Source organism: Nocardia sp. Tas62D01 (assembly GCF_055232035.1).
In genome coordinates, this window is sequence record NZ_JBUYUZ010000001.1 from 9,037,506 (window position 1) to 9,056,865 (window position 19,360).

A 19,360-nucleotide genomic window follows, 5' to 3' on the forward strand; every position below is an offset into this window, starting at 1 on the left:
GTTTTGTGTTGTGCCTGAGATTCCCGAGCGTGTGCGTGAGCTTATTCGCACGTCCGGCCTATATCAGCGTGATTTTGCTGGGCGGATAGGTTTGGACGACTCCAAGTTGTCCAAGTCGCTCAGCGGGGCGCGCCGCTTCTCCTCGCTGGACCTTGCGCGCATCGCCGACGCCTGTGGAGTGACGGTGGACTGGCTGGTGACCGGTGTAGACCCGGCCCTGGCGGTGGCGGCCCGCACCACCGGCGGCAGCGCCGGGGAGGCGGTGCGCATTGCCAAGCGGTACAGCCGGTTGCGCGGCGACCTCGCCGCACTCGGGTATTTGCAGCCGTGGCGGCCGGTGGAGATCTCCGAGTCCAGCGGGTATCTGGACCAGGGCAAGCGGCTCGCGGTTGCGGCTCTCGCGCGGGTCGCCGAATGTTCCAGGTCCGTGGCCGAGCCGGACTTGCCCGCGTTGATCGAGGACATGTTCGGTGTGGATGTCGCTGTCGTGGCGTTGGGCTCCGGCTTCGACGGATTGGCCGTGGCCTCGACAGAGGTTCGGCTCGTCTTGCTGGCAACCGCCCACGTTCCGGCCCGGCAGCGGTTCACCCTCGCGCACGAACTCTGTCACCTGCTGGCGGGCGACGACCAAGGTCTGCACTTGGACAACAACGTATTCGACAAAACCCAACGCAAGGAACCCAGTGAGCAGTGTGCCAACGCCTTCGCTGCTGAATTCCTGATGCCTGAGGGCCTGTTGCGGGCACGCATCGATGGCGGACTCACGACAGAGTCCTTCACTGCGTTGGCCTGTGAACTGATGGTGACGCCGTCGGCGTTGGCGCTGCGCTTGCAGTCGTTGCGGTTCATCGACGCTGGCGTCGCTGAACCCTGGAAATCGATCACTGCGGCCAACGCCGCCGCTCTCGCCGGTCGTGGCGACGACTTCGCCCGTCGGGTTGCTGCCGCAGCCCGGACGAGGCCACCGGGGCTGCTGGTCCGTGACGCCTTTGCGGCTTACCAAAGCGGCAAGTCGACCCTGCGGCCATACGCTAATCTCCTGGAGATCGATGTCGACGAGCTGCGGCTGTCGTTGGAGCCCGATGGGGGGAGTTGCCAAACCTGGTGAGTGAGTACGTTTTTCCAGACAACACCGTGTTGTGCAACTTCGCTGCCGTCGATCGGGTGAGCCTGCTGTCGGCTGTGCTCAGCGGCGACGGCCGATGGGCCGAAGCAGTCGCCTACGAGGCGAGCCGATCGGCCCAGTACTTGCCCAAGCTGGCGGCTGTGCTGGAAGACGGCTGGTTGGGCGAACCGATCGAGATCGACGACGACGCCGAGACACGGAGGGTCGAGCAGATTCGGCGGGTCGTTTTCGGTGGTCTCGAGGACAAGCCACTGCAGCACCTTGGAGAGTCGCAAACCTGCTTTCTCATCGCCGAATCCGGCCGCTTTGACGGCGCATGGTGGATCTCCGACGACCGGGAAGCCGTGCGGTACGCGAAGTTGCAGGGAATCACCAGCCGCGAGACGATCCACCTGATGAACGCGGCCGTCGTCGACGGCCTCATCACGGACCGACAAGCCTTCGCCGACATGCGGAGGATGGTCGAGTTCGGGCGCTACGTCCGGCTCCCGAAGGATGCAGCTGAACTGCGGCGTTGAGGGTGGGGCGCGGCTTCAGGCGTGAATGTCCACGCGGTTGAGGCTGGGTCGGTGTTGTTTTCGGCGTGAATTCCCGCGTGGTCAGGGTTCGTCGTTGTGGGACGGTCGTGCTGGAATCCGCTGAGCAGCAGTGTGAAGCGCAGCAGGTCGGCGCGCAGGTATTGGTTGGTGTAGCCGAGGTGGCCGAGGAATCGGTCCAGACCGGCGCGGGCGGTCTGGTCGGAGGCGAGACAGTCGTGTAGCAGGTGCTACATTTCGGCGAGCTCGACGGCGTCCCTGTCGGGCTTCTGTGTCTATCGTGTATTTGATTATCAGAAGGCTGTTCAAGGATAGGCGCGAGATCCTGCGGCTTGCTATAGCTTTCGAAGTTCCTGGGCCCAGTTCGTGGGCTGGAACTCAACCGGCTCGGGCGGCGTGGGGCGTGACTGTTCCGTATTCGGTGGGGCGCAAGTCTTGCAGGCGGCAGACTGGTCGCGCCCCCTTCGGGCACCATCGCCATGGTCCTGACGACCGCGGTCTCTCCGACCATGCTGGGCGGCGGGCTGCTCTCGGTGCGCCTGGCTCATCTTCGGGCCTACGAGGCCGCTGTCGAGCACGGCGACGGCGGTGGGAACGCTTCCGCTTCGGGCCAGAACCAGACGGGACCTCAGCAACTCCGTGGGCATGGGACAGTCTGGCATGATCGGAGGAGTCCCCGGCCGACTGCGTTCAAGCGGAGAGTACTCGAACGGCAGCGACACCACCAGGATCCGGCGGGCCCGAGATCCTACCCTTGTCGCAGCGGGCCCCCGTCCGATCCGGTTACTCATGTCCCTGCGGTTGCTGGCTGACCGTCGCTGGTTGTCATCAATCCCGCCATTTAATGACTGACGTCAGCCAACGACGCTCACGGACGCCAACGCTAGTGTTCGACATCACATGTCGAATCAGGCGGGATTTCAACGTATACCCAGCTCAGAGACTCAACGGAACCAACGACACTCGACATCGCTAGTTCTTGACAACGACACCAATCGCAAGCTAACTCGACGTGAGTACATGGAGTTACCATGACACACGGTTGTCAGCCCCACGGCAGGCGGCGACGCAGCCAGGCCCGCGTCGATGCCGCCGATCTGGCCTGGTGCTCACGGAGCCGAGGGGACCGCTCCAGCCGTGGTCGTCGGGAATGGGTCTCCCAGTAGCCCACCAGCGCACAGAGAAAGGCATCGATCGCTGCGGGGTCGACAGCCTCGGTGACCGGATGGGTGGCGAGAATCTTGTCGGGATCGACTCCGGCAGCGGCTATCGACGGCGCCATGGCGACAAGATCAACCCACGCCGCACCGCGGCACGGCCACGCCCAATCGACGACGACCACGGTTCTTTCCGGACGCAGGATCAGATTATCCGGACGAATATCGCTGTGCAGCAACGTCTCTCCCACTGTTGCTTGATGCCAACCCTCTTCGAGCGTCGCGAGTCGATCCAGGTTGCGGCGCGACCACTCATCGAGATCGGGTGGCGGACCGGATTCGGCGAAACCGTGCCAGCAATGCATCATCGGGCCGTACAACTCGGCGAATGTCGGCGCCGATGGCATCGGACTGGGGGTCAGCAAACCCGGCAGCTGCTCGATCATTGTCAGCACATCGGCCATGTCGCCCGGGTTGTCGAACCGCGGCACAACTCCCTCGACATCATCGAACCCCACAGCGAACCAGCCACAATCCTCGACCTCGAACCACAGTCGCGGCGCCGGCACCGACGGCGGAAGCAGCGCCGAACACGCCGCCTCCGCCCGATACGCCGGCGCCAAAACATCATCAGCCGGAATAGCTTTCACGAACGCGGACCGCCCGTCACTCAACACCATCCGGGCCGCCAGGCCGTGACTGAAACCGCTCGACTGGGTGACCGCCGCGACAACCCCGGCTCCCAGCCGGTTCTCGATCATCGCCCGAACCGGTGCGGGCACCTGATGCCATTCGATCCGAGTCGCGGTGTTGTCGTAATCGACCATCCGCACATCCTGCGGACTTCTCACCTACACCACCACCGAATTTCCGTAGCATCTACCCGACCGGGAGCTGCTCCGGAGATGGCCGACTCTGGCCCGGTGCATCGCCGCGATATTGCGTTGCGGCGATCGTCTGGCCTGCGCAGGATCGGCGGATGACCGTACGCAGGGTGGGTGTGGACGAATGGCAGCTCGCGCGAGCGGTGCGCTTGGATGCGTTGGCCGAATCGCGTTGTGGTGTATTCGGTTCCGCCTTCGAGGTCGCCTCCTCGTGGGACGAGGGGCAATGGCGGAGCTGGATGGACCGGCAGGTGCTGTTCGTCGCCGAGGCCGATGGCACCCTACTCGGATCGGCCGGCGGCCTCATCGAGGCCAAGCGTGCTCACCGGCATCGGCCCAGTCTGCGGCCGTGACGCCCGAGGATGACTTCGAGCGCTTCGGTTTCGGCACGGCGGCCACGCAACCAGACGTTGTCCGGCAGCACTCGGCCTGAGGACCTGACCACGGTGCTCCGTGGCATCGAGCGTGGCGGCTGTCGGTGACGAGAGCGGCTGCCTCTCGAAGCCGCTCGCCCATTTGCAGCGGATCGATTGTTTTCACAAAAATTTTCGGGACAGTCGTGCTCGTGGTTCAGTGCCGGACCTAGATGATCGGCCGGACCATGACCAGCGATGTCACTCCCAGCTCTGGATGACGGCTGCGCGCAACGACACGGAACCCCTGACGCCGGTACAGCTTGATCGCTTGGACGTTGGAGTCGCGGACATGCAAACCGAGCCAGTGGACACCGGCTTCCTTAGCGGCCCACTTGTACAGCTCGGCGCACAGGGCGTCAGCCACGCCCTGGCTGCGGCGGGTCGGATCAACGTAGGTCCCCCACACCATCGCCCACCGATCACCAGCACTCACAGGCGGATTCGGGAGATCGAACTCATCGCTGTCGCGCTCGGAATCCAGGAAAGCGCCCGCCATTCCCACCCACGAAGAGTTGCCTGGGTCCTCCGCGACCACCAGGACCTGGTGCCCGCGACGGCTGTAGCGGGCTATGCGGGTTTCCCAGGCAGCAGGGTCCAATGCCGCTGCATCGCACAGTGTTTCGAGGAACGCCGACCCGTCGGTGCGCAGAGCCTGGATCCGCAGCGCACGCAACCGCGGCCCATCACCAGGATGTGCCCGCCTCAGCGTCCACATCGGGCTGCCTCGGCCTGCACTCACCACCGTGAACTGCGCCTTTCAATCACCGAAACACATTCTGCCGCAACAGAATAGACAGACACTCCAGCCTCACCCGAAGTAGAGCCGCCGCACACTGCCAGCCGGTTCGATGTCCGTCAGCGGCCCGCCGCCTGGCGCGGCGCGCCTGTCGCGGCGCCGCTGGGGAGGACTTTGACTCGTTCACGGTCGCAACACGGCTCATCGACCGGGTAGCCGTCTGTGCCGACGAGGTCTGCGAGCTCAGTGGGTTGGCACTGGGATGTGTGCGAATTCCCAGCGGACGCCGTCGGGGTCGTTCACGAAGACGGCGAAGTAGCCGTCGCTGTAGTCGTATTCGCGTGGCGGGTGGACAACGGTCCAGCCGCCGTCGTTGACGGCGCGGTGCACGGCCTCGACGGTGTCGCGGTCGTCTACTTCGATGGCCGCGTGGTGCCAGCCGGGCCGGCCATGGGTGTGCTGGCTGTCGTCGTCGCCTTCCATGTTGTAGAGCAGGATCTCCGGGGTGGGGCCGACCCAGGTGCAGAGCTGTTCGGAGGTGTATCCGCGTGTGTAGCCCAGGGCGCCGAAGACCGCGTCGTAGAACGGGGCGGTCTTGGCTTGGTCGGCGGTGGTGACGGCGAGGTGGTGCAGGGTCGGCACGGGTTTGTTCCTTTTCATTGGGCGGCAACAGGTTCGGGTGTCGTGGAGGCGGTGGTGTAGGCGTAGGGCTCAACGAGCGACCGTAGTCGTTGGAGCGCGGTGGGGTTGTCGGGCGCGCCGATGCCGATCGAGAGTCCGGCGTCGGGTTGGTAGACCTCGTCGTCGACTTCGGCGACGTTGAGATGCCATCCGATCACGTCGGTGGTCGTTCGGAGGGTGTCGGCGAGTCCGCTGTGTCGTTGCATGCGGATGCCGGGCCGATGTTGTGGCGCAACGTAGCAGCACGCGATGCAGGTCGCGGGGTACCGGCCTGTTGCGCTCGCGACAATGCCAGCACTGAGGGGACGGTTGAGGCTGGCGGCGAGGTGTGCCAGGCGTGGGTCCACGCCGGTGCGTGCCCAGGCGGCGTGCGCGACGAGTCCTGCACCGGGCCGGACGCCGACGTCGAGAACGTGCCAGTGCCGTTTGTGGAGGCGGAGCTCGATGTGCAGTGCTGCGTCGGTGAGGTTCACGGTGGTGACGACGGCGGCCAGGGTGTCGGGTAGTTGTGGCAGCTCGTTGATGATGAGCTGATTGGTCGGTGGCGAGATCATGACGTTGTCGACGAACGGGTGGACCGCGGTGGCGGTGAGTTTTTCGTGGACGGTGACGTGGGAGATCTGCCCATCGCAGACGAGGGCGTCCACGCTGATTTCGAGCGCGGCGTCGTCTTCTCCGAGGTATTGGGCGGCGATGATCGGGGTTTGTGTGTCGATGTGGCCCAGGCGTAGAAGTTGTTGGTAGAGCCTGAGATTGTCGTCGACGGTGAGATTGTCGCGGTATCGGTAGACGCCGCGCGAGCCCGCGCCGGTCGTAGGTTTGAGCACGGGACGCGGCCCCATCGCGGTCACCGCGTCGAGAAGGAAACTCCTCGACAGCGTGCCGAGGTGAAAGTCCGACGTGGCCACGTTGTGGTGGCGCAGTGCGGTGTAGAGGCGCGCTTTGTCGGTGACCAGGGTTCTGGCATCGGCCAGCGGCCATTCCGGATTCAGTGCGCTCAGAGCTGTGGTCCACCAGTCATCGAACCCGACGGCGCCGACGAGATCGCGGCCGTCGTGGCGAGCCAATCGTGTGAGTGCTTCATCGCGCAATGCGGGTTTGCCGGTTTCGAGGGCGACCAATATGTCCAGGGGAACCTGCGTGAGAATGGTTCCCGCTTCGCGTAGAGCACTCAGGGTGAGGGCGGCGGGGTCGGGTTCGCCGTAGACGCATAGACCGGACTCCCGCCGTGGGGACGCGGTGCGGTCATATCGTGTGAGGTGGCTGCCATGGGGTGTCTCCTGCCGGGTGGTGTCGGTGGTTGGTCGTAGGCTGGATCGGGTGGACACTGTGAGCGCGGACCGGATCTCGTCGCTGGTGGCCGATGTCCGGCGTGGGCTGTGTGAACACTCTGACCCCGACTATGTGGCCGGCACGGTCACGGCCCGTCGACCGGGCAAACCCGTTCTGGGGGTGCGGATTCCGTTGCTGCGCGGTGCGGTGAAGTCGGCGTTGAAGTCCAGCTCGTGTTCGGCGGTGGTGTTCGGGGCAGTGGAGGTGCTGTGGCATGGCAGCGACCATGAGGAGGAGTTGGCGGCGGCGATGATGCTGCGCCTGACGGAGTTGACGATGCCCGCTGTGATGATCGAGCGGTGGGCGGTCTTGCTGGACAACTGGCTGTCGGTCGACGAACTGGGCGGGGTCGTGGGACTGTCGCTGGTGGCCGACCCGGCATTGCTGGGGCAGCTTCGCGGGCTCGCGGTGTCGCCGTCGCAGTGGCAACGGCGCCTGTATGTCGTGTCGCTGATCCGGCCGATCAAGTTGGGTCTCGCACCAGCGGAGGTGCCGGGCCTGACCGGTTTGCTTCTCGATGACGGGAAACCGGTCCGCAAGGCTGCGGTATGGCTGATTAACGAAGCGCTCAAAGCGCGTCCGGACGCCGCCGAGCAGTTCCGTGAGCTGCTGCCCGGCCCGCAACCGAAACCGCCGATCGAGTTCGTCTGCGACGGCATCGTGCACCTGGACGTCGCGCACAATCGCGGTCGGTACGATGCAGTGGACGATTCGGATGTCGGCGATCTCGGTCAGCGGCAACAGGTTCGGCCGCCACAGCTTGTCCTGTGACCCGCCAGCCACCCCGGCGCCAGATCAACGTGCTCGTTGCAGGCCGGGCACAGATGCCAGACCCGCCACCGCGCGAGCTGACCGTAGGAATTGTTGTCGGACAATGCATTTCCATTCAAATCAAAATCGTTCGGGCCGGTACGCGCCGCCGACCTGGGTGGGGCAGGGATCGCCGATCCGATAGGGCAGATCCCCGGCCAGGAAGGCGGCCTCGACCGCGGCGGGGTGCATCGGTGCCGCTGACCTCGCCTCCATCAGCCGCAGACATAGCCGAAATCGTTGCAGCACACGCTGACCGAGGCATCCTCGGAGACATCGTCGAGGCTATTTCGTGGCAGGCCGGATTCCGTCTTGCGGCACCCATTGCCGCAGCGTGACGCCGATCTGCCCGTTGTTGGGTGCGGATGTCGATGGCGCACTCGCCGAACCAGATGATCATGGTGCCGAAACGCATTCTCGCCCAAGAGAACTGCACGGCGGGTATCCAGTCGTCGGTGATCTGCGGGTCGAGGCTGAAGGCGGCGACACCGAGGGCTGCGGGTCCGTCGCGCTTCGGCGTTCGGTCGGGGAGCATCCACACCTTGCGTGGATTCACCAGAACGGGGCGAGGCGGTTGAAGTCGGCGCAACGCCGCGTACCTGTCGCCGTCCATGGTGGCGCTCATCCGGTTTGCGTGAGCGGGCTGGCGATCGCCGCGACCGCTGTCTGCCGGGTCCAGCATGTACGGCCCGGCCCGGCTCCGGCGAGGGTCAGTCGCGAGATGCTCGGGCGAGTGCCACGCCCGGATACGCGGACATCGAGATGTATTTCTTGCAGGCGACCGCGGCCTTGGCCGAGGCCGGTGTAGGCGGCGGGGCGGGACTCCAGTTGCAGATCCGGCCGTGCCCATCCGCGGGTGGTGACGATGAGTACGGTGCCGTGGCTGCGTGCTCGCGCGACGACCGCGCGGGACGGTGACGGCGGTGCGGATCCGACGACATCGAGCACCACGACGGGGACGCCTTCGAGCAGGGCCGCGGCGATCGACATCGGGTCGTCTCCTGGGTCGGCACGTGTGCGAGTCGTGCGAGGTTGCCGCCCATTTCGTGGAATGCGAGTAGGCCGATTCGCGGGTTGCCCAGGACCGCTGCCGTTTCGCCAGCGGCGGTGGCGGCGGCCAGTAATCCGAGCAGCACCGAGCCGCCGCCGGTGCAGCCGAGGACACTGCCGCGCGGCAGTCCGCCATCGGGTAGCGCCTCGCCGAGTCCTCCTGGGATCTCGAGGACATCCGCCGCGGGCGCTGGTGGGGTGGTTACGGCGTCGACTTCGCCTGGGATCGCCGCCATTTGGGCGCGCAGGGCGTCCAGTTGTGCGGCGCGCGGCAGCCCGGCCAGTGGCCTGTCGGGTCGCTCGCCATCTCCCTGAAGGCCGTTTCTGTCGAACATATGTTCGTATAATGACACGCCTGGTAGTGCTGCGTCGATAATGAATCAGGATCGATAGCTGAAAGTACGCTTATGGTGTGGTTGCAGTGCCAGAACCGATGCTGGCCGTCGCAGGGCGGCCGCCGGATACTGCTGCCTGGGCGATCGAAATGAAGTGGGACGGCGTGCGCGCAATGATCGTCAGCGACAGCGACAGCTGCCGCCTGTACAGCAGAAACCGTCGAGACGTCACCAGTTCCTATCCGGAACTCGCCGCAGCGATCGCGGAATCCGCGCGGGGTCGGGAGTTGATTCTCGACGGCGAAGTGATCGCGCAGAAGCCGTCTGGCACACCATCGTTCGGTTTGCTGCAACGTCGCATGCACGTCGCGCGGCCCACCCAGCAGCTGATCAGGTCGGTGCCGGTGCAACTGTATGCGTTCGACGTATTGACCGCGGACGGCGAGGATGTCACGGGGCTCCCCTATCTGACTCGGCGCGCCCGCCTGGCCGGCCTCGAGCTGTCGGCACCGTTGGTGAGCGTCCCGCCGCACTGGTTGGAGGTCGACGCCGATCGGATGCTCGAAGTGGCCCGCGAGCACCACCTCGAGGGCATCGTGTCCAAGGAGATCGAATCGGCCTACCACCCGGGTCGCCGGTCACCGGTGTGGATCAAGACCCCGATCCGCGAGACCACCGAGGCGATCGTGACCGGGTGGACACCCGGCACCGGGATGATGTCGCGCACCTTCGGATCGCTGGCGTTGGGCGCCTACGACTCCGACGGTCGCCTCGTCTACATCGGCAACGTCGGAACCGGGTTCACGATGGCGGCCCGCCGCAGCCTGAGGGCACGACTCGACGAACTCGCCACATCGGAAAGTCCGTTCGACACGCCTCTCGGCGGACGCGCCCGCCCCGCAGCGGTGCACTGGGTACGGCCGGAGCTCATCGGCGGCATCGAATACCGCGAATACACCGGCGAAGGGCTGCGACACCCGAGCTGGCGGGGCCTGCGCAGCGACAAGGAACTCGCCGAGATCACCCTGCCGGGCTAGCCGATCGTCTTTGGAAACCCGGCCACGGCGCGGTCACCCTGGACCGGACGAGAGTTCACATAAGGGGATCCGTTCCAGCGGGTCCCTTACGCACTCCAGTCACGACGCATCGGGTGTCTCGGTGATCAGCTCCGATGACTGTCAGCACCTCGGCGGCCTCGCTCTGATGACGAAGGACAGCGTTGAAGGCCTGCCAGAGCGCATCAATCACCGTATCCGCGCAGGTACATGGACGACGGCTGGAACGAAAACTTGTCGAACCCGACGGGGTCGGCAAGTCGGCCGAGATCCTCAGCGAGCCGAGGCACCAGGCTTCACCGCCGGCCGCGCTGGTCGCGTGGCTTGCCCACCGCCGTCAACTCCCCCGTGGCAGCACCGTGGTGCGGGCCTTGTTCGTCACCATACGTGCCCGCACCGGCGTCGGGCGGTGCGCACCGTCGACGACATCGTCCGCACTGTCGGTGAGGACGCCGGTCTGGTCCTCGCTCCCGGCACCCTACGCGCCACCGCCGAGCGACGGCTCCTCCATGACGGAACACCGCCGCCGGTCGTCGCTGCACGCTCGACCGTGGCCCCGCTACCACCCGCCGCGTCCGCTGAGCATCAGCTCAATCTCGACAACGCGTCGCTCGAGTCGCGCCGAATGAACGCTGTCCGCAGCCTTCCTCGCCGCCCGGATCGTCTCCTGAGCCGCATCGAAATCACGGTTCCGCGCATACGATTCCGCCAACCACGTTTGATACAGCGCCACTTCCCGTGCTCGATCCTTGGGATAGCTGTCGATTGCCTGTTGGAGCAGTGGTCGCGCCCGTGATGGATCGCTGAGTTCAACAAAGCAGCGTCCCGCCATCACGTTGATCTCGGACCGGTCGACCCAGTACACCCATTCGGGTTCTTCGATCCCCGTCGAACGGCGCTCGTAGGTGTTGTCCACAGTGTCGAGGGCTCGCATCGCTCCATCACGATCGCGGGCGCGGGCCGCCGCCCACGCCACACGCTCGGTCAGCAGCGCCGCGACCACCGGCGTCGCCCCCTGCGCACCCTTTGCGGCCGTCCGGGCGAGAAGGACCGCGTCATCCGGCTTGCCGACGTTCGCAATCTGGTAGCTCAAGCTCGACAGCAGTTGCCCGGTGAGTACCCGATCCCCGGCCTGACAGGTCGCCTTCGCGCCATCGAGGTAGGCGTACTGGGCGTGCCCGTACTGCCCGGCGTCGCTGGCGACCCATCCGACGAGCTGCGACATCTCTCCGGCCGCGGTGAGGAGTCGGCGGCCGATGTCCTCGGTGTAGCTGCATTCGTTGATGACCGTCCGCAGGTCGTCGAGTTCCTTCGAGACGAGGGGAAACAAGTCCTTGCCGCCGACCGTGTCGTCGAGGTGACGTAGCTCGATGACGCGCTGTTCAACCTCCGCGGCGAGCGAGTGCCCCACCCGCCGGCCTGCGGAGGAGTGAGTGACTGGCGCGGAGTCGGACACCAGCCATTCGTGAGCCAGCCGGATCGGGTCGTCCGGGGGAGCCATCAACGCTGACACCGGGATGTTCAGCGCCCGCGAGTAGGCGACGATGTGCTCCGGCTTCACGTCCCGCTGGTCGTTCTCCAACATCCCTCATGCAGAACTGGTTGCGCGGCACCGAGACCCGCAGCCGACTGCAGGAGCACTACCTGCCGATGCGTGTCACCGAAGCACTCGCGCTGTCCTTGCGCATCCCCGGCCAAACCGTGGAAGTCGACGGATTCTAGGAGTCAATCCATGTGCATAGTGCGCTCCCAGAAGGAGGTCAGCGCGTTCTATCTCGAAGCACTGGGAGACGGTGTGTCGACAGCGGAGCGGCTGTCGGCACCCGTTTCCGACAGGTTCGCCGGATTCCTGAACTCCTTGGATGATCGCGCCCCGCGGACCGCGCTGGACCTCGGCTACCGGATGGGCACCTACACAGTGACCTTGGCCCGGACCGGCTTCGATGTCGTTGCCGTCGACCAGATCCCGACACAGATCCTGCGTACACGCTTGACGGGCTGCCCGGACTGGTCGAGTCGAATCGAGGTGGTCGAGCAGCGGATCGAGGACTTCGCCGTAGCAAGGCAATTCGGTGGTTGTCGCCAAAGACGTTCTGCACTACCTGCGCCAAGACCAAGTCCGCGATGTCCTGACCCGCTGTATCCAACGCGCCCCGGCTGGTGCCGGGCATTTCCTCGAGGTGTTCACCGACATCATTCGCACCGACCGACGAGGCCGCCGCGTGTTGATCCAGGACGAAGCCGCCTACACCGCCGACACGCTCCGCACCACCATCGAACGCCTCTACGCCGGATGGAGCATCCACATGACCCTGACCCAGCACGCCGAGCGCAACACCGACTCACCACACAACTACTTCGAGGCCAACAGGATCACCGTCCACGCCCACCGCAGAGCCCACAATGAAGGACACCAATGAACGAGGACCCAGCGGCCGGGATCAGTGTCATCCTGCCTTGTCGCAACAGCGGCGACTTCATCACAGAGGCTGTCGAATCCGTTGCTTCCCAACCGATGTCGATTCCCTGGGAGATCATCGTGGTCGACGACGGCAGCGATGGCCCTGCCACCGTGGCCGCAATTGATGCCTGCCGCGATTTCTCGGGTGTGCGGATTGTGCGGCTGCCGGACAACCGCGGCGCCCAAGCCGCCCGCAATGCCGGACTGGACGCAGCCCGCTACGACTATGTCCTGCCGTTGGATTCCGATGACCAGCTCGCGATCGATCCGGTACTACTCGCGGACGGCAGCTACCCCGAGCAGGCGGTGCGGATTCTGGCCTCGGCGCCGGAAGTTGCGTTCGTGCACACGTTCTCGCGGATGTTCGGAGACTTCGACGGTCTGACGATCTCGGCCTACCCCTGCCTGGAGCAGCTGCTGGTCCGTAAGCATCACGCACCGATGTCGATCGTCTACCGGCGTGCCGACGGCCTGGCTGCGGGTGGCTATGACCGCCGTATCCGGAAATGGCAGGACTGGGCCTTCGCGATCGACCTCCTCGCGGCACGCCACCGGCGCGGCGCCGCCAATGAGATCCGATGTGTGCCGGGCCCGTTCCACGAGTACCGCATCCATTCGCGGTTCGCTCGTCTGTCCACTGCCGAGGTCAGCGAGCTGGAGATGACCCGAATCGTGGTGAACAAGAACCTCGACTACTTCCGGGCGCTCCTCGGCGAGGACCGGTTCGCGGCCGAACTCGCGGCCGTCGTGTGCGCGAGCAAACCCGGCCGGTTGGTCGACCTCCTCCATATGGCCGCCGTCGACCTCGACCAGGCCCTGGCGGTGGCACACCAACGCCGTGCCGCCCTGGTCAGCCCGGCTGGTTCGCTGGGCATCCCGTGACCGGCCCGGCCCGATCGCGGCCATCTTCCGGTACCGGTCGGACCCGCGATGCGCAGGCAATATGCTGGGCGACTGTGACCGAAACCCACCCCCGAAACAGCATCGAACCCACCAGCCTGCCGACGACTTTCGTACCGGCAGAACTCGAGGGTGAGCTGTACGTACGGTGGGTAGACAGGGGTTACTTCAAAGCGGACGAGACCAGCGACAAGCCCGCCTACACCGTCGTCATCCCGCCCCCGAACGTCACCGGCCGCCTGCACATGGGCCACGCCTACGAGCACACCCAGATCGACGCCATCACCCGCCGCAAACGCATGCAAGGCTTCGAGACGCTGTGGCAGCCGGGCATGGACCACGCCGGAATCGCCACCCAGAACGTCGTCGAACGCGAACTCGCCAAGCAGGGCCTCTCACGCCACGACCTCGGGCGCGAAGCGTTCGAGCAGCGTGTGTGGCAGTGGAAGGCCGAATCCGGTGGTGCGATCTCTGATCAGATGCGCCGCCTCGGCGATGGCGTCGACTGGGACCGCGAACGCTTCACCATGGACGAGGGCCTCTCGCGTGCGGTCCAGACGATCTTTCAACGCCTCTACAACGACGACCTGATCTACCGGGCCGAACGCATCATCAACTGGTGCCCCCGCTGCGCGACCGCGATCTCCGATATCGAAGTCGACCACAAAGAGCTCGACGGCGAGCTGGTGTCGATCCGCTACGGCGCCGGCGAGGACTCTATCGTCGTCGCGACCACCCGCGCGGAAACCATGCTCGGCGACACCGCCGTCGCGGTCCATCCCGACGACGACCGCTACCAGCATCTGGTCGGGCGCGAGATCGAACTCCCATTGACCGGCCGGCGGATCCCGGTCGTCGCCGACGACCACGTCGACCCCGAGTTCGGTACCGGCGCAGTGAAAGTCACTCCTGCCCACGACCCGAACGACTTCGAAATCGGGCAACGCCACAACCTGCCCGCGCTCACGGTGATGGACGAACGCGCAATCATCACCGCGCACGGCCCATTCCAAGGATTGGATCGACTCGAAGCACGCTCCGCCGTCGTCGCCGCGCTGCGCGCCGAGGGCCGCATCGTCGCCGAGAAACGCCCCTACGAGCACGCGGTGGGGCACTGCTCACGATGCGGAACCGTCATCGAGCCGCGCCTGTCGATGCAGTGGTGGGTCAAAGTCGCGCCCTTGGCGAAGGCCGCCGGTGACGCGGTCCGTGACGGCCGTGTCGGTATCCATCCACCGGAGCTGGCCAGCCGCTACTTCGACTGGGTCGACAACCTGCGCGACTGGAACATCTCCCGGCAGCTGTGGTGGGGACATCGCATCCCGATCTGGTACGGACCCGCGGGCGAAGTGATGTGCGTCGGCCCCGACGCGACCGCACCCGAAGGGTGGACCCAAGACCCCGACGTGCTCGATACCTGGTTCTCCTCGGCGCTGTGGCCGTTCTCCACGATGGGCTGGCCCGAGCAGACCGACAGCCTCGCCAAGTTCTACCCCAACAGCGTGCTGTTCACCGGCTATGACCTGTTGTTCTTCTGGATCGCCCGGATGATGATGTTCGGGCTCTACGCCACCGGCCAACCACCCTTCGCGGTGATCGCCTTGCATGGCATGGTCCGCGACAAGCACGGCAAGAAGATGAGCAAATCGTTCGGCAACGTGGTCGACCCGATCACCTGGATGGACGCATACGGCACCGACGCGCTGCGCTTCGCCCTCGCCCGCGCCGCGAACCCGGGCACCGACGCCCCGGTCAGCGAAGAATCCGTCGAAGGCAGCCGCAACTTCACCACCAAAATTTGGAACGCCACCCGCTTCGCCCTCATCAACGGCGCCACCACCACCGGCCCGCTACCGGCGGCAGAGACGTTTACGGCGGTCGACCGGTGGGTTCTGTCGCGACTCAATACCGTTGTCGCTGAGGCAGATACCCTGTTCGAGGACTTCCAGTTCGCCAAGCTGACCGACCTTCTGTATCACTTCGCGTGGGACGAAGTCTTCGACTGGTACCTCGAACTGTCCAAGGCAACCTACGCCGCAGGCGGCGACCCAGCGGATGCCGCCCGCCGCGTGCTCGGGCACGTTCTGGACACCCTGCTGCGGCTGCTGCACCCGATCGTGCCGTTCGTCACCGAGAAGCTGTGGACCACACTCACCGGTGAGGAATCCGTCGTCATCGCGTCCTGGCCCACCGATACCGGCTACCGCGACACCGCCGCCGAAACCGAGATCACCGAACTCCAGCACTTCGTCACCGAAGTCCGTCGCTTCCGCTCAGAGCAAGGCGTGCGCACCAGCCAACCCGTACCCGCCGACCTCGAACTAACAACAGCGCTGCAATCGCACGAGGCAGGGATCCGGCAGTTGCTGCGGCTGGAGCCGATCACCGATGGATTCAACCCGACAGCGACGTTGCCAATTGGTCAGGCGCGAATCAGCCTCGACCTGTCCCAAGCGATCGACGTCGATGCCGAACGCCGTCGACTGACCAAAGACCTCGTCACCGCACAGAAGGAACTCGACGGCACCACAAAGAAGCTGGGCAACGAAAGCTTCTTGGCGAAAGCACCTTCCGACATTGTCGATGGCATTCGCGCTCGCATGCGGAAAGCTCAACACGACGCCGAGCGAATCCAGCGCCAACTCGACCTGCTGCCGAAGTAGCGGGTCGGCCACGGTGCGGCCGAAACTGGGTGCACCGTGGCGGGCTGCTGCGCCAGCATCCCTTGGATCATGGGTTGGGTCTTGTCACCTGGCCTTGCTGGTGCGACGAAAGCCGATTCCGCGCACCATGATCCGCGCTTGTGGTGCGCGCCGAGTACATCACCCCAAGGACATGACATGGCATTGGATTCGATGTTCCGTGCCGCTGGCTCGGCTGTGGCGCGGTTCAGACCCTGCTGAACTGCTGAAAGGCGCGGAAGGTACAGGGCTGGAGTTCGTTCCGGTTCCTGAGTCTGAACTGGATGGCACCTCGTTGTGGGTCCCGGTCGTCGAGCCGGGTTACCCGACTGTCCGGCGGTGGGAGGCGTTTCGAGACCGGTATGACCAAACGGGCCTGTGGCCGCTGTTCGCCAGCCCGGATACGTGGTCGAGTTGCCTGCAAACCGCCGATCCGATGTACCGCCTCGGCTCGCCCGCGGACGATGTCAGTATCCGGCCACTCTCGCGGCAGGTCAGGCGTGAGCGGGCAGCAGTTCGGCGATCAGCGCTTCGACCTTGGCCTTGATCTGATCGCGGATCGCCGGACACGCCCTTGATGATGTTCGCGAATCCGGTTTGCTCGTCGCGGTCGGTCTGCGACTGCATGCTGTGGATCTTGATCACCAGGTTCTCGAGGTAGCGCAGCACCGGGTGGGTACCGGTCAGGTCGAGCTGGGCGGGAAGGCCCAGCGCAGGTGCAGCAGCCAGTCGTCGGCGGTCGGCACCGGGTGATAGGCGCTGTCGACGACGGTCCAATACCGCTCACCCGACGGCAGCTTGATCGGGAACGACCTGAAGGTCCGCATCGGCGGACACGGTACGCCAGCGAACAGGAAGCAACTGTGACTGACACCCCGAAAGATCGTGTTGTACACAGCAGCTGGTCGGTCGCTACGCGACTGTCCGCTACACGCCTGCTACCCCGACGGAACGTCCTCTACATCGAGGTCGCGCCCTGGCGGGAGCTGATCGCCGAGGACGCACCATGGGATCGCGCGTACACCACACCGAACTACGGGCGCGACCCGGGCTACTGGTGCGAATCGGGCGAGAACACTTGAGCCCCTATCGAATTAGCGCGTATTCTCCCCTTGTTCGGGATGCGGCGGGTGGAGGGCATGAGCCGATATGACCGGGGTCGCCGGCTGAACCCTGTAGCCTCCCGGGACGTGAATCGCGTGGTGATCGTTGGGTGCGGCGGATCCGGGAAAACGTACCTCGCGAATCAGCTGGCCGCCCGCTACGAGCTGCCGCCGACGCATCTGGACGCGGTCTTCTACGACGCCGACTGGAATCCTCGGCCGACCACGGAATTCGAAGCGGCGCAGCGGCGTCTGGTCGCCGGCGAGCGGTGGCTGATCGAAGGCAACTACGTCAACAGCCTGCACATCCGGATGGCTCGCGCCGACACCGTCATCTTCCTGGACCTGCCCGCGATCACCTGCCTGCTCGGGATCCTGCAACGCCGCTGGCGCTACCGCGGCGGCCAGCACCGCGACGGCGTCTACGACCCCATCACCTGGAAGTTCATCGGCTACGTCTGCCGCTACCGCCGCACGACGCGGCCGCGAGTACGTGCGCTGATCGCCGAGCACGGTGCATGCGCGCGGCTGATCACCCTCACCAGCCGCACTCGAGCCCAGCGCTACATCGCCAACTGATCGGCCGCGGCCTGAGTGTCTGTGGCGTCGCGCGAGCCTCGCTTGCCCGCAGACAGCACGGTGTTTCCCGAGTCGGCGCAAAGTCCATGCGGCATGATCGACCGACATGGAAGCGATCGGCACTCGCACCATCTACACCAATCCGTGGATACGGGTGCGTGAGGATACGGTGCGCCACCCCGACGGCTCGGTCGGGATCTACGGTGTGGTCGAGCGAGCCGATTTCGCGTTGATCATCCCGATCGAGGGTGATCGCCTGCATCTGGTCGAACAGTTCCGGCACCCCCTCGGGCGGCGCTGCTGGGAATTCCCGGCAGGCACACCGTCTCCAGGCACCCACGCTGACCCGATCGCCCTTGCCCACAACGAGCTGCGGGAGGAGACCGGCCTGAGCGCGGGCAGCATGACCTACCTCGGTGCACTCGATTCGGCGCCGGGCATGACCGCGCAACGCGGGCACGTGTATCTGGCCACCGACCTCACCCCGGGTCCTCCACGGCGGGAGCAGTCGGAGCAGGATATGCGGTCGGCGTGGCTGCCCCGCGCGACCGTGGAGTCGATGATCATCGCCGGTGAGATCTCCGACGCCGACAGCATCGCCGCCTACACGCTGCTGCTCTTGCACGAACGCACAACCCGTCCGGCATGAGCAACCGTCCAGCCGGCTGACCTCGACGGCCGCGCCCACCGCGCATCAGTCCCGACGCCGGATCGTGCGTTAAGGCGCTCCTTCGTCTCCTCCGGGACGGCCAGCTGTTGGTGGATGAAGGCAAGTGACCTGATGGCGGGCTGCCACCGTGAGCGTGTCGATATCGGCAGCGGATAACGGGTTTTCGCTATGTAGGTGGGAGTGCAGCTCATCGGGAGCAGACGTCTTACGAACAACATCGAGGTGGGGCCGCCGCGGTGCCGACATCGGCCGATCCGGGTCGTCCGCATCAGCTGCTACCACGGCAGCGCGCACCGGGCCGCAGATATCGGCCGCTCTCAGTTGCCGTTTCGACAACCAGCGCCTGGACCACAGGCACAGACACCGGTGAGATTGTCTCGTGCATCTATGACCACAGCACCCGCGAGACCGGCAGCAGCGATCACGCCGCCATGCTGACCACCATCAAAATCGCGGTCACCGACCCGCTACCGGTGAACAGTCACGCGACCGGGGCGGGAGCCTCGAGGTGAGTGGCGAGCTTACCCAAGAACCGCAGCATCCCCGGATCGAAACGGTCCGGATCGGCCCATTCGGCAGGATCGTCGATAGCGAACCAGCGCAACTCGTGCGCTTCGGCGGGATCCCGCACCAGCGCCATCGACTCCTGACCCGCCAGTACGAACCAGAACGTCACATCGGTGTGGGAGTGCGCGCCACGGGTCTGGGTGATGGTGAGGAAGAACGGATCACCATCGCCGAACCAGGAATGAAACACCGGCTCGATCCCCAGTTCTTCGGCGGCCTCGCGCAACACCGCGACGCGCGGCGATTCCTGATCATCGACATGCCCGCCAGTTCTCTAGGCT

At 65.4% G+C, this 19,360-nt stretch carries 20 protein-coding genes and 1 pseudogene; 13 read left to right on the plus strand and 8 right to left on the minus strand.

The window, feature by feature from the left end; translation table 11 throughout:
- Positions 1 to 31 precede the first annotated feature (31 nt).
- From ACV7NQ_RS43960 to ACV7NQ_RS43970, 3 genes are all read left to right on the plus strand, one after another.
- Complete coding sequence (locus tag ACV7NQ_RS43960) at positions 32 to 1,108, plus strand: helix-turn-helix domain-containing protein (protein ID WP_463366042.1); 1,077 nt, start codon at positions 32 to 34, stop codon at positions 1,106 to 1,108.
- Positions 1,105 to 1,644, plus strand: coding sequence for a hypothetical protein (locus ACV7NQ_RS43965; RefSeq protein ID WP_463364893.1), 540 nt, complete (start codon positions 1,105 to 1,107; stop codon positions 1,642 to 1,644). The genes ACV7NQ_RS43960 and ACV7NQ_RS43965 overlap by 4 nt, the downstream gene beginning before the upstream one ends.
- Positions 1,645 to 1,721: 77 nt before the next feature.
- Positions 1,722 to 1,886 carry a hypothetical protein gene (locus ACV7NQ_RS43970; RefSeq protein ID WP_463364894.1) on the plus strand — a complete coding sequence of 55 codons (165 nt, stop codon included), beginning with the start codon at positions 1,722 to 1,724 and terminating at the stop codon, positions 1,884 to 1,886.
- An 821-nt stretch (positions 1,887 to 2,707) separates the two neighbouring features.
- Here ACV7NQ_RS43970 and ACV7NQ_RS43975 read toward each other — a convergent pair.
- The gene (locus ACV7NQ_RS43975; RefSeq protein ID WP_463364895.1) at positions 2,708 to 3,646 is read right to left on the minus strand and encodes a phosphotransferase family protein; all 939 of its coding nucleotides are present in this window, start codon (positions 3,644 to 3,646) and stop codon (positions 2,708 to 2,710) included.
- A 152-nt stretch (positions 3,647 to 3,798) separates the two neighbouring features.
- Here ACV7NQ_RS43975 and ACV7NQ_RS43980 point away from each other — a divergent pair, with 152 nt between their 5' ends.
- Positions 3,799 to 4,056 carry a hypothetical protein gene (locus ACV7NQ_RS43980; RefSeq protein ID WP_463364896.1) on the plus strand — a complete coding sequence of 86 codons (258 nt, stop codon included), beginning with the start codon at positions 3,799 to 3,801 and terminating at the stop codon, positions 4,054 to 4,056.
- Positions 4,057 to 4,285: 229 nt separating this feature from the next.
- On the opposite strand, the gene ACV7NQ_RS43985 is transcribed toward ACV7NQ_RS43980, so the two are convergent.
- The 3 genes from ACV7NQ_RS43985 to ACV7NQ_RS43995 all read right to left on the minus strand — a co-directional run bounded on the left by ACV7NQ_RS43985 (position 4,286) and on the right by ACV7NQ_RS43995 (position 6,864).
- Positions 4,286 to 4,834, minus strand: coding sequence for an N-acetyltransferase family protein (locus ACV7NQ_RS43985; protein ID WP_463364897.1), 549 nt, complete (start codon positions 4,832 to 4,834; stop codon positions 4,286 to 4,288).
- Between the two features lie 264 nt (positions 4,835 to 5,098).
- Entirely contained in the window at positions 5,099 to 5,497 is a 399-nt protein-coding gene (locus tag ACV7NQ_RS43990) for a VOC family protein (RefSeq protein WP_463364898.1), read from the minus strand.
- Between the two features lie 14 nt (positions 5,498 to 5,511).
- A complete protein-coding gene (locus tag ACV7NQ_RS43995; RefSeq protein ID WP_463364899.1) occupies positions 5,512 to 6,864 on the minus strand; it encodes an ATP-grasp domain-containing protein in 1,353 nt (450 codons plus the stop codon).
- On the opposite strand from ACV7NQ_RS43995, the gene ACV7NQ_RS44000 reads away from it, so the two are divergent.
- Positions 6,857 to 7,639: a DNA alkylation repair protein gene (locus ACV7NQ_RS44000; RefSeq protein ID WP_463364900.1), complete on the plus strand. Its 783-nt coding sequence runs from the start codon at positions 6,857 to 6,859 to the stop codon at positions 7,637 to 7,639. The genes ACV7NQ_RS43995 and ACV7NQ_RS44000 overlap by 8 nt on opposite strands.
- 660 nt (positions 7,640 to 8,299) lie before the next feature.
- Here the strand turns inward: ACV7NQ_RS44000 and ACV7NQ_RS44005 are convergent.
- Positions 8,300 to 8,668 carry a hypothetical protein gene (locus ACV7NQ_RS44005; protein WP_463364901.1) on the minus strand — a complete coding sequence of 123 codons (369 nt, stop codon included), beginning with the start codon at positions 8,666 to 8,668 and terminating at the stop codon, positions 8,300 to 8,302.
- A gap of 481 nt (positions 8,669 to 9,149) precedes the next feature.
- Between ACV7NQ_RS44005 and ligD the strand changes: the two genes are divergently transcribed.
- The gene (ligD, locus tag ACV7NQ_RS44010; RefSeq protein WP_463364902.1) at positions 9,150 to 10,100 is read left to right on the plus strand and encodes a non-homologous end-joining DNA ligase; all 951 of its coding nucleotides are present in this window, start codon (positions 9,150 to 9,152) and stop codon (positions 10,098 to 10,100) included.
- A gap of 577 nt (positions 10,101 to 10,677) precedes the next feature.
- On the opposite strand, the gene ACV7NQ_RS44015 is transcribed toward ligD, so the two are convergent.
- A complete protein-coding gene (locus tag ACV7NQ_RS44015) occupies positions 10,678 to 11,703 on the minus strand; it encodes a tetratricopeptide repeat protein (RefSeq protein WP_463364903.1) in 1,026 nt (341 codons plus the stop codon).
- Positions 11,704 to 11,708: 5 nt separating this feature from the next.
- On the opposite strand from ACV7NQ_RS44015, the gene ACV7NQ_RS44020 reads away from it, so the two are divergent.
- The 4 genes from ACV7NQ_RS44020 (at position 11,709) to ACV7NQ_RS44035 (ending at position 16,142) form a co-directional block, all read left to right on the plus strand.
- Positions 11,709 to 11,840: a hypothetical protein gene (locus ACV7NQ_RS44020; protein WP_463364904.1), complete on the plus strand. Its 132-nt coding sequence runs from the start codon at positions 11,709 to 11,711 to the stop codon at positions 11,838 to 11,840.
- 350 nt (positions 11,841 to 12,190) lie between these two features.
- Entirely contained in the window at positions 12,191 to 12,538 is a 348-nt protein-coding gene (locus ACV7NQ_RS44025) for a hypothetical protein (protein ID WP_463364905.1), read from the plus strand.
- Positions 12,535 to 13,461, plus strand: coding sequence for a glycosyltransferase family 2 protein (locus ACV7NQ_RS44030; protein WP_463364906.1), 927 nt, complete (start codon positions 12,535 to 12,537; stop codon positions 13,459 to 13,461). The genes ACV7NQ_RS44025 and ACV7NQ_RS44030 overlap by 4 nt, the downstream gene beginning before the upstream one ends.
- 74 nt (positions 13,462 to 13,535) lie before the next feature.
- Entirely contained in the window at positions 13,536 to 16,142 is a 2,607-nt protein-coding gene (locus ACV7NQ_RS44035) for a valine--tRNA ligase (protein ID WP_463364907.1), read from the plus strand.
- A gap of 701 nt (positions 16,143 to 16,843) precedes the next feature.
- Here ACV7NQ_RS44035 and ACV7NQ_RS44040 read toward each other — a convergent pair.
- Entirely contained in the window at positions 16,844 to 16,987 is a 144-nt protein-coding gene (locus ACV7NQ_RS44040) for a hypothetical protein (protein WP_463364908.1), read from the minus strand.
- Between the two features lie 36 nt (positions 16,988 to 17,023).
- Between ACV7NQ_RS44040 and ACV7NQ_RS44045 the strand changes: the two genes are divergently transcribed.
- From ACV7NQ_RS44045 to ACV7NQ_RS44055, 3 genes are all read left to right on the plus strand, one after another.
- Positions 17,024 to 17,242: a hypothetical protein gene (locus ACV7NQ_RS44045; RefSeq protein ID WP_463364909.1), complete on the plus strand. Its 219-nt coding sequence runs from the start codon at positions 17,024 to 17,026 to the stop codon at positions 17,240 to 17,242.
- Between the two features lie 117 nt (positions 17,243 to 17,359).
- The gene (locus ACV7NQ_RS44050; RefSeq protein ID WP_463364910.1) at positions 17,360 to 17,842 is read left to right on the plus strand and encodes a P-loop NTPase family protein; all 483 of its coding nucleotides are present in this window, start codon (positions 17,360 to 17,362) and stop codon (positions 17,840 to 17,842) included.
- 106 nt (positions 17,843 to 17,948) lie between these two features.
- Positions 17,949 to 18,491, plus strand: a complete 543-nt coding sequence (locus ACV7NQ_RS44055; RefSeq protein WP_463364911.1) for an NUDIX domain-containing protein — start codon at positions 17,949 to 17,951, stop codon at positions 18,489 to 18,491.
- A gap of 502 nt (positions 18,492 to 18,993) precedes the next feature.
- Here ACV7NQ_RS44055 and ACV7NQ_RS44060 read toward each other — a convergent pair.
- Positions 18,994 to 19,335: pseudogene (locus ACV7NQ_RS44060) on the minus strand (NUDIX domain-containing protein); the annotation flags it as partial.
- Positions 19,336 to 19,360 lie beyond the last annotated feature (25 nt).

What these genes read in the sequence shown, in the direction of transcription:
- ACV7NQ_RS44015 (WP_463364903.1), bottom strand. Translation starts at nt 11,703, where the DNA reads ATGTTGGAGAACGACCAGCGGGACGTGAAGCCGGAGCACATCGTCGCC.
- ACV7NQ_RS44040 (WP_463364908.1), bottom strand. Translation starts at nt 16,987, where the DNA reads ATGCGGACCTTCAGGTCGTTCCCGATCAAGCTGCCGTCGGGTGAGCGG.
- ACV7NQ_RS43980 (WP_463364896.1), top strand. Translation starts at nt 3,799, where the DNA reads ATGACCGTACGCAGGGTGGGTGTGGACGAATGGCAGCTCGCGCGAGCG.
- ACV7NQ_RS43975 (WP_463364895.1), bottom strand. Translation starts at nt 3,646, where the DNA reads ATGGTCGATTACGACAACACCGCGACTCGGATCGAATGGCATCAGGTG.
- ACV7NQ_RS43985 (WP_463364897.1), bottom strand. Translation starts at nt 4,834, where the DNA reads ATGTGGACGCTGAGGCGGGCACATCCTGGTGATGGGCCGCGGTTGCGT.
- ACV7NQ_RS44030 (WP_463364906.1), top strand. Translation starts at nt 12,535, where the DNA reads ATGAACGAGGACCCAGCGGCCGGGATCAGTGTCATCCTGCCTTGTCGC.
- ACV7NQ_RS44005 (WP_463364901.1), bottom strand. Translation starts at nt 8,668, where the DNA reads ATGTCGATCGCCGCGGCCCTGCTCGAAGGCGTCCCCGTCGTGGTGCTC.
- ACV7NQ_RS44055 (WP_463364911.1), top strand. Translation starts at nt 17,949, where the DNA reads ATGGAAGCGATCGGCACTCGCACCATCTACACCAATCCGTGGATACGG.
- ACV7NQ_RS44020 (WP_463364904.1), top strand. Translation starts at nt 11,709, where the DNA reads ATGCAGAACTGGTTGCGCGGCACCGAGACCCGCAGCCGACTGCAGGAG.